The sequence below is a fragment of the Nostoc sp. genome, assembly GCF_036917355.1.
Lineage (GTDB): Bacteria > Cyanobacteriota > Cyanobacteriia > Cyanobacteriales > Nostocaceae > Nostoc.
In genome coordinates, this window is record NZ_JBALDP010000045.1 from 150457 (window position 1) to 158130 (window position 7674).

Consider the following 7674-nt stretch of genomic DNA (forward strand, 5'->3'; position numbering starts at 1 on the left):
TACTAAGCTCATTTGAAATTATTTACGCACCTTCTCGTAACTTATCCAATACGCTTCTATCTTCCAATGTCGAAGTATCTCCAGATACCTCTTGCCCCGCAGCTAGATTCCGCAGCAAGCGCCGCATAATCTTACCCGATCGCGTTTTGGGCAAAGCGTCTGTAAAGCGAATTTCTCCCGGACGTGCGATCGCACCAATTTCTTTGACAACGTGCAGTTTGAGTTCTTTAATCAGTTCCTCACTTGCCTGATAAGTGCCTTCTAAAGTCACAAAAGCAACTACTTCTTCACCCTTAAGTTCATCGGGTTTACCCACTACTGCCGCTTCTGCAACTGCTGGATGCGAAACTAAGGCTGATTCTACTTCCATTGTACCGAGTCGATGTCCTGATACATTCAACACGTCATCAACACGACCCATTACCCAGAAATAGCCGTCTTCATCTTGCCTCGCGCCATCACCAGCAAAGTAAGTATAGTTACCATCCTTGGGTGGAATGTGTTCCCAGTAGGTGCGGCGGAAGCGTTCTGGATCGCCGTAGACTGTCCGCATCATTCCTGGCCACGGATGGCGCACCGCTAGATAACCGCCTTCATTATTGGGTACGGTATTTCCTTCTAAATCTACGACATCTGCAATAATTCCAGGGAAAGGAAGAGTTGCGGAACCGGGTTTGGTGGGAATTGCTCCTGGTAGCGGTGTAATCATGATACCGCCGGTTTCCGTTTGCCACCAAGTATCAACAATTGGACAGCGATCGCCACCAATTACTTTCTGATACCACATCCAAGCTTCCGGGTTAATCGGTTCGCCGACGGTTCCCAGCAAACGCAACGAAGACAAGTTTCGGGCGTTGGGATGTTGTTCGCCCATCTTAATAAATGCCCGAATTGCCGTAGGTGCAGTATAAAAAATATTAACGCCGTATTTTTCAATTACATCCCAGAAACAGCCTGGATTAGAAGCACGGGGCGCACCTTCATACATCACCGTGGTTGCACCGTTGGAAAGCGGGCCGTAGACAATGTAGCTGTGTCCCGTAATCCAACCTACATCGGCGGTACACCAATATACATCAGTGTCTTGGAGGTCGAATATCCATTTAGTGGTTATATGGGTATACAAATTATAACCAGCAGTTGTATGCACAACGCCCTTCGGTTTGCCCGTGCTGCCAGAAGTGTAGAGGACAAACAGCATATCTTCGCTGTCCATTGGCTCGGCGGGACAATCTGCTGATACACCTTTTTGCAAATCATGCCACCAACGATCGCGTCCTCCCAACTGCATATAAGTTTCTTGTCCGGTGCGCTTGACAACGAGGACATTTTCTACACTAGGAACAGCACCATCAGCTAAGGCTTTATCTACCTGTGCCTTGAGAGGAACGATCGCATCTTTGCGCCAACCACCATCAGCCGTGATTACCAGTTTAGCTTGAGCATCAATTAAGCGATCGCGCAAAGCTTCGGCACTAAAACCACCAAATACTACACTATGGGGTGCGCCAATTCTGGCACAGGCTAACATTGCGATCGCAGCTTCGGGAATCATCGGCATATAAATACCAACGCGATCGCCTTTTTGTACTCCTAGTTGCTTCAAAACATTGGCGAACTGGCAAACTTCCCGATGCAGTTGGGCATAAGTGAGGGTACGCGAATCACCTGGTTCTCCTTCCCAAATCAATGCTGCTTTATTTTTGCGCCAAGTAGTGAGATGTCTGTCAAGACAGTTGTAAGAAATGTTAATCTTACCACCAACGAACCACTTAGCAAAAGGTGGTTGCCAGTCTAATACTGTGTCCCATTTTTGGAACCATTCTAATTCTTTTCCAGCCAAATCTGCCCAAAATTGCTGTGGATCGGCTTTGGCTTGATCGTAGAGACGCTGATAGTCATCCAAGCTTTTGATATGAGCATTTTGCGAGAATTCTGAGGCAGGATGGAAGAGGCGATTCTCTTGGAGGATTGATTCTATAGTTGGTTGAGACATGGTTAGTTATGAGTGCGATCGCTATTGTGATTAAAAACTATTCTTAGCCCAGTTGTGCTAGACAGTGTTTAGATTTTCGTTAAGCTAGGTATAAATTGCTGAGTTATTTAGTTTACATTGATTTTCATCTAGCAAAAGCAAGCGATCGATAAATGTAAAGATGTTACATTGCAACCTATCTATCAGGAATGTTGCAAAATGTAAGTAGTCTTGACAAATAAAGCCTGAAACTATGACGCTCACCGTCGAAGCTAGCAGCCTATCCCTTAATGATATTCATCGCTTTCTAAAACTGGAAAAGCTTTCCAATGCTTCATTTACAGACTTCTTAACTCTAGAACCACTCTCTGACTTTGAACAGCAGGATTTATTAAGAATCAGAAACGACTTTGATCGCTATTTAAGCGCAGGAAAAATTTCTGAAGGGTTGGTTAAATTCTTAACGATCGCACCCTTAATGCGGTTAGCAGGATTTTACGATGTGCCGATTCGGTTGACAATGGAAGACAGCATTGCGATCGCAGTCGAAGATGAAGACAGAAGAATTACCGGACGGATGGATATTTTAGCAATCAACAGTCCTCAAAGTAATATTGCGCCCCCATTTTGGGTTCTAGTGATTGAAACAAAAAATAGTTCGGTCAGTGTGATTGAGGGTTTACCTCAATTACTCACTTATGCTTTTAAAAGTTTAGATCAACAACCCTCAGTTTGGGGTTTGGTAACTAATGGACAGCTTTATCAATTTGTTTATTTAAGACATGGTGAGCAGCCTAATTATCAGTTAATGCCATTATTAAATCTGAATGAATCTCCAGATGCAATCGAGTTATTACAAATTTTCCAAGCTATCTGCAAATTACCGAATTTTCAGTAAAATGAACGAAAATTGCGGAGCGATCGCTAATGTCTGAACCTGGTACTTTAGGATTGATCGCTGATGGGATTTCAGAAGACGAAGTTATTTTTCCTCCTGGCGATATACTGAGTGACGAACCACCTTTGGAAAGTGACTTACACCGGGAACAAATCGATTTGCTGATTCGCATTCTCAAATTATGGTGGCGAGATAGGCAAGATTTTTATGCTTCTGGCAATTTGACGATTTACTATAGTCCTAACCAGAAAAAATCAGAATATTTTCGTGGCCCAGACTTTTTTGTAGTTTTGGGAACCCCAAAAAAAGACCGTAAGAGTTGGGTAGTTTGGCAATAAGACGGCAAATATCCCAACTTGATTGTGGAAATTTTGTCAAGTTCAACGACAGCAGTTGATAAAGGTTTAAAAAACAAGTTTACCAAGATACCTTCCGTACACCAGATTATTTCTGGTTTGATCCTGTAACAATGGAACTTCAGGGATTTCATTTAGTTGATGGTAAGTATCAAGAAATCCAAGTAACCACTGATGGACGTTTGTAGAGTCAGCAGTTAGAACTTTATTTAGGAGTTTATGAAGGTAAATTAAGATTCTTCACTACTGAAAATCAATTAATACTATCATCAGAAGAATTGGCTGAACAAGAACGTTTACGCGCTGAACAGGCAGAAGAACGTGCCGAACGAGCAGAGCAAGAAATTGCTCGACTGCGCGAGGCTTTACGTATACAGGGCATCGACCTAGAGAATATTTGATTACATCAGGAAACGAACTAAAGACATTTTCAAGTTAAAATCTAGTTATCAATGTGTAAAAAAAGCGTAATCTTCTGAAAGTAGGGCATCGATTGCAAGCACAAGAAATTAAGGATCAGCTAAAGTCCCTTATCGAGCAAGCCTCCTCGATAGATCATAATTTAGCGAGAAGATTAGATGAGATCAATCGTTGGGTAAAAAACATCAAGCCAGGTTCTCTGACTGCAAAACCCTTTGTCATCGCCTTTCTGCTAGAGGTGATTACGGATTCGACAATATGGCTGATGATTAAATCCTTACCTTCAGAAGATGAACAAAAAGCAAAGTTCGAGATGATGACACCGATTGAGAGATATTGGTATGGTTATCTCTTTCCCAGATGGTTTAATGCAAGTGACTCCAAGTTTTATATTTGGAAGCAAAAATTGATGGCAGGCGAATTTAATCAGGTTGATAATGATATCATTAGATCAATAGCTCAAGATATTGTTCACCGAGAAGGCAGTTTTTGGCAGCGTTATATTGCCGACCTTTCAATGGCAACAGATTTAATTGTTAGTCGTAACAATCAACCACTGTGCATTCAAATTACCAGTGTTAGTGAAGAACTCAATCAACAAAAGTACCAAGCTTGGCAAAATACACTGCGATCGTGGGAAATAGAGAGAGGATTGTTCTTAAGCTACAATCCCAAGGATACTAATTTTGTGAACCAGTTAGTCAACGTGGCCCTGTATAACAGTGATTACCTTTCTGGTGGCAAATATTTAAAATTTTCGTGACTTTTCAGGAATTTGATATTTCAGATTTGTGTCTAGCCTATATACTTACGTGCTAATTACAGCTTTTATGCCTAATAAAAGAGAAACTCACTGCAACAATCAAGTAGATACATTTGCTGAAGCTTTAGCGACGGCGCGACAAATGCAGCAGAACTGGCTGACTTATGGAGTTGATTTTGTCAATATTTACGTTGAAGATGTAGAGGGAGACTGGCTAGAAACGTGGGGACATGATGAAATACTAGGTAATTTTCAATTAGATACTATTAAAGAATTTCTGGTAAGTAATGATAGTGTAGCTGTTAGGGTAAGAGAGCATTTAGGAGAGCGATCGCTCTTTGATTTTGCAGTAAGCTTAGATGAATCTTGGAGAATTTCTGAAGTAGATGACAGGCTATCTGCTGTAATACACTTGTTAGCTGGTGAAGAAAATAGTATTGATACAGATTTAGCAAATAGTCTGCTGGTAAAGTTGGCAGAGATTTTGTGAAATTTGGAATTAAATTATAGTAAATTGCTTCCAGATGCTGTTTACATCTGTCCTATTTAAATCCTCAACGTAGAGTTGGGATAAAAATCTCACGTAGAGGCGAGGTAGGATAAGCAAAGGCTGGGGCGGCTCATAATTATCAATATCGAAGCATTTGTGGTAAAGATTCAAATGTTTCTTATCAATGTTAAAGCAATTGTGACTAACATTCAAACATTGATAAAAAACGTTTAAGCATTTGTGGTAAACCTTCAAATATTGCTTATCAATGTTGAAACAATTGTGACTAACATTTAAGCATTTATTACGAACATTCAAATGTTGCTTATCAATGTTGAAACAATTGTAACTAATGTTGAAAGTTTTCCCTGACAGCCTACCCTCAACTTTCACCAGAGAAACTGGATTAGCCTCTATCTATCTGGAATCTAAACATCTGTTATTGTATCCATCAGTGAAGATGTCGCCAGATAAGGTAGGATAATTTGGAACCAATCACAGCTAGTGCGATCGCAACTCTCGCTTTTACCAAAGCATTTGAGAAAACTATCGAGAAATTCACTGAAGCAGCCCTTGTTAAAATGGATGAGCTGCGAAAAAAGATTTGGGGTAAGTTACGGGGAAATCTGAAAGCAGAAACAGCTCTCGTTGCTGCTGAAAAAGGCTCGAAACCAGATTTAGACAGAGTTGCTGCTTACTTGCAGATAGTTTTACACGAAGAACCGGAGTTTGCTAAAGAAGTAGAAACGCTGGCTCGTGAAATTGAGGCTGGTAAGATAGTAGACAAAAGCAATATGACTCAAATCAACCAAGACAATGCCAAAGGATGGCAAACTAAGGTTGAGGGTGGAACAGTTTATCAAGGTGAGATTAACATTCATCATGCACCGCCCAATTCTTGAATTGAGCCATCATGAACCAAAGCAACCAGGATAATGCCAGGGGATGGGAAACTGAGGTTAAGGGTGGAACAGTTTATCAAGGCGATATTCGTATCAACAATTACCCGACTCAGCAGTTACAGTCATCTTCTCCTAATAATATTCCTTATCGGGGTGTCGCCAATTTTGTCGGGCGGGATGAGAAACTTGTAGAAGTGCATAAAAAGTTGCTGCAAAATGACAACGCGGCAATTTTGGCTGTGGCTGCTATGGGAGGAATCGGTAAAACTGAACTGGCGACACAATACGCACAGCGCTACAAAGTCAATTATCCTGGTGGGCTTTGCTGGTTAGATGCCAGAAAACCAGATTTAGCAGCAGAGATTGTGGAGTTTGCTAAGTTTTATATGAAACTGGAAGTACCGCAAACCTTATTGACTTCCCAGGAACAAGCAAAATGGTGCTGGTATAATTGGCAACCACAAACAGGGTTAGTCTTATTAGTATTGGACAATGTTGACGATGTGACTAACTGGGAAAATTCTCGCCAAGTACTGCCAACAGATAACCGCTTCCGTATATTGATGACAACTCGGTTGCGAAATCTCGGTTCAACAGTTCAACAGATAACTTTGGATGAACTCTCACCAAACGATGCTTTGAATTTGTTGATAGCTTTGTTGGGTGAGAATGATAGGCGGGTGCAACGGGAACCACAAACGGCAGCAAATTTATGTAAATGGCTGGGATATCTGCCTTTAGGTTTGCAATTAGTCGGCGCGTATTTGGCAGAAGATCCAAATTTGTCTTTAACAGAGATTTTACAGCGATTACCAGCCCAGCAAAAATCTCAATTAGAAGCCGTATTTGAATTAAGCTGGCAACAACTCGACTCTATGACACAGCGTGTCGGTAAATTGTTGAGTTTATTTGCCCCAGATATCATTCCTTGGCAATTAGTCGAGTCTGCTAGTCAGCAGCTAAATTGGACTAAAGCAAATGTTGACCAAGCAAGAAAGCAACTCTATAAGTACCATTTGATTCAAAGCATAACAGAAGGTGAAAGTTGCTACAAAATTCATCCATTAATTAGGGAGTTTTTGCAAGGGAAACAGGTAGAGTCAAAAATCGCCAACGAGTTACAACAAGCGATTTCCACAATTTTTGTAGAAATTGCTAAGACAATACCTGACTCTCTCACTATTGAGCATATCAAGTCAGTGCAACTGGCAATTCCCCATTTGGCTGAGGTGGCACAAAATCTGACTGCTGCTGTACAAGATGAAGATTTAATTTACATTTTCGTTGGCTTGGGTAGATTCTATGAAGAACAAGGTTTATATGCCCTAGCAGAATCTTGGTGTCAGCAATGTTTATCAACGGTGCAAACTCGTTTGGGAGAAGAACATCCCAATGTTGCCACCAGCCTCAACAACCTGGGATCAATTTACGATTCTCAAGGACGCTATAACCAAGCCGAACCGCTTTATCAGCAAGCTTTAGCACTGAGAAAACGCCTGCTGGGAGAAGAACATCCCTCTGTCGCCACCAGCCTAGCCTGCTTGGCACATATCTACTATTCTCAAGGACGCTACGACCAAGCCGAACCCCTGTATCTGCAAGCTTTAGAACTGAGAAAACGCCTGCTGGGAGATGCACATCCCGATGTCGCCACCAGCCTGAACAACCTGGCAAGACTCTACGATTCTCAAGGACGCTACGACCAAGCCGAACCCCTGTTTCTGCAATCTTTAGAACTTTATAAACGCCTGCTCGGAGATGCACATCCCTCTGTTGCCACCAGCCTGAACAACCTGGCAAGACTCTACGATTCTCAAGGACGCTACGACCAAGCCGAACCCCTGTTTCTGCAATCTTTAGAACTTTATAA

6 protein-coding genes and 1 pseudogene are annotated in these 7674 nt (G+C 41.8%); 6 read left to right on the forward strand and 1 reads right to left on the reverse strand.

Annotated features, from left to right (window positions below; genetic code table 11):
• Positions 1-22: 22 nt before the first annotated feature.
• Positions 23-1996, reverse strand: a complete 1974-nt coding sequence (gene acs / locus V7K53_RS13405; RefSeq protein ID WP_335197986.1) for an acetate--CoA ligase — start codon at positions 1994-1996, stop codon at positions 23-25.
• Positions 1997-2228: 232 nt separating this feature from the next.
• Here acs and V7K53_RS13410 point away from each other — a divergent pair, with 232 nt between their 5' ends.
• The 6 genes and pseudogenes from V7K53_RS13410 to V7K53_RS13435 form a co-directional block, all read left to right on the forward strand.
• Positions 2229-2873, forward strand: coding sequence for a restriction endonuclease subunit R (locus V7K53_RS13410; RefSeq protein ID WP_335197987.1), 645 nt, complete (start codon positions 2229-2231; stop codon positions 2871-2873).
• A gap of 29 nt (positions 2874-2902) precedes the next feature.
• Positions 2903-3630 (forward strand): annotated as a pseudogene (locus V7K53_RS13415) (Uma2 family endonuclease).
• 92 nt (positions 3631-3722) lie between these two features.
• Entirely contained in the window at positions 3723-4412 is a 690-nt protein-coding gene (locus tag V7K53_RS13420) for a hypothetical protein (RefSeq protein WP_335197988.1), read from the forward strand.
• A gap of 67 nt (positions 4413-4479) precedes the next feature.
• The gene (locus tag V7K53_RS13425) at positions 4480-4902 is read left to right on the forward strand and encodes a hypothetical protein (protein ID WP_335197989.1); all 423 of its coding nucleotides are present in this window, start codon (positions 4480-4482) and stop codon (positions 4900-4902) included.
• Positions 4903-5387: 485 nt separating this feature from the next.
• On the forward strand, positions 5388-5804 hold the full coding sequence (locus V7K53_RS13430; protein ID WP_335197990.1) for a hypothetical protein: 417 nt from the start codon (positions 5388-5390) through the stop codon (positions 5802-5804).
• 11 nt (positions 5805-5815) lie between these two features.
• Positions 5816-7674: tetratricopeptide repeat protein (locus V7K53_RS13435; RefSeq protein ID WP_335197991.1), on the forward strand; the 1859-nt coding region annotated here is incomplete at its 3' end.

Coding starts and splice junctions, on each gene's coding strand:
- V7K53_RS13425 (WP_335197989.1), top strand. CDS start 4,480: ATGCCTAATAAAAGAGAAACTCACTGCAACAATCAAGTAGATACATTT.
- acs (WP_335197986.1), bottom strand. CDS start 1,996: ATGTCTCAACCAACTATAGAATCAATCCTCCAAGAGAATCGCCTCTTC.
- V7K53_RS13410 (WP_335197987.1), top strand. CDS start 2,229: ATGACGCTCACCGTCGAAGCTAGCAGCCTATCCCTTAATGATATTCAT.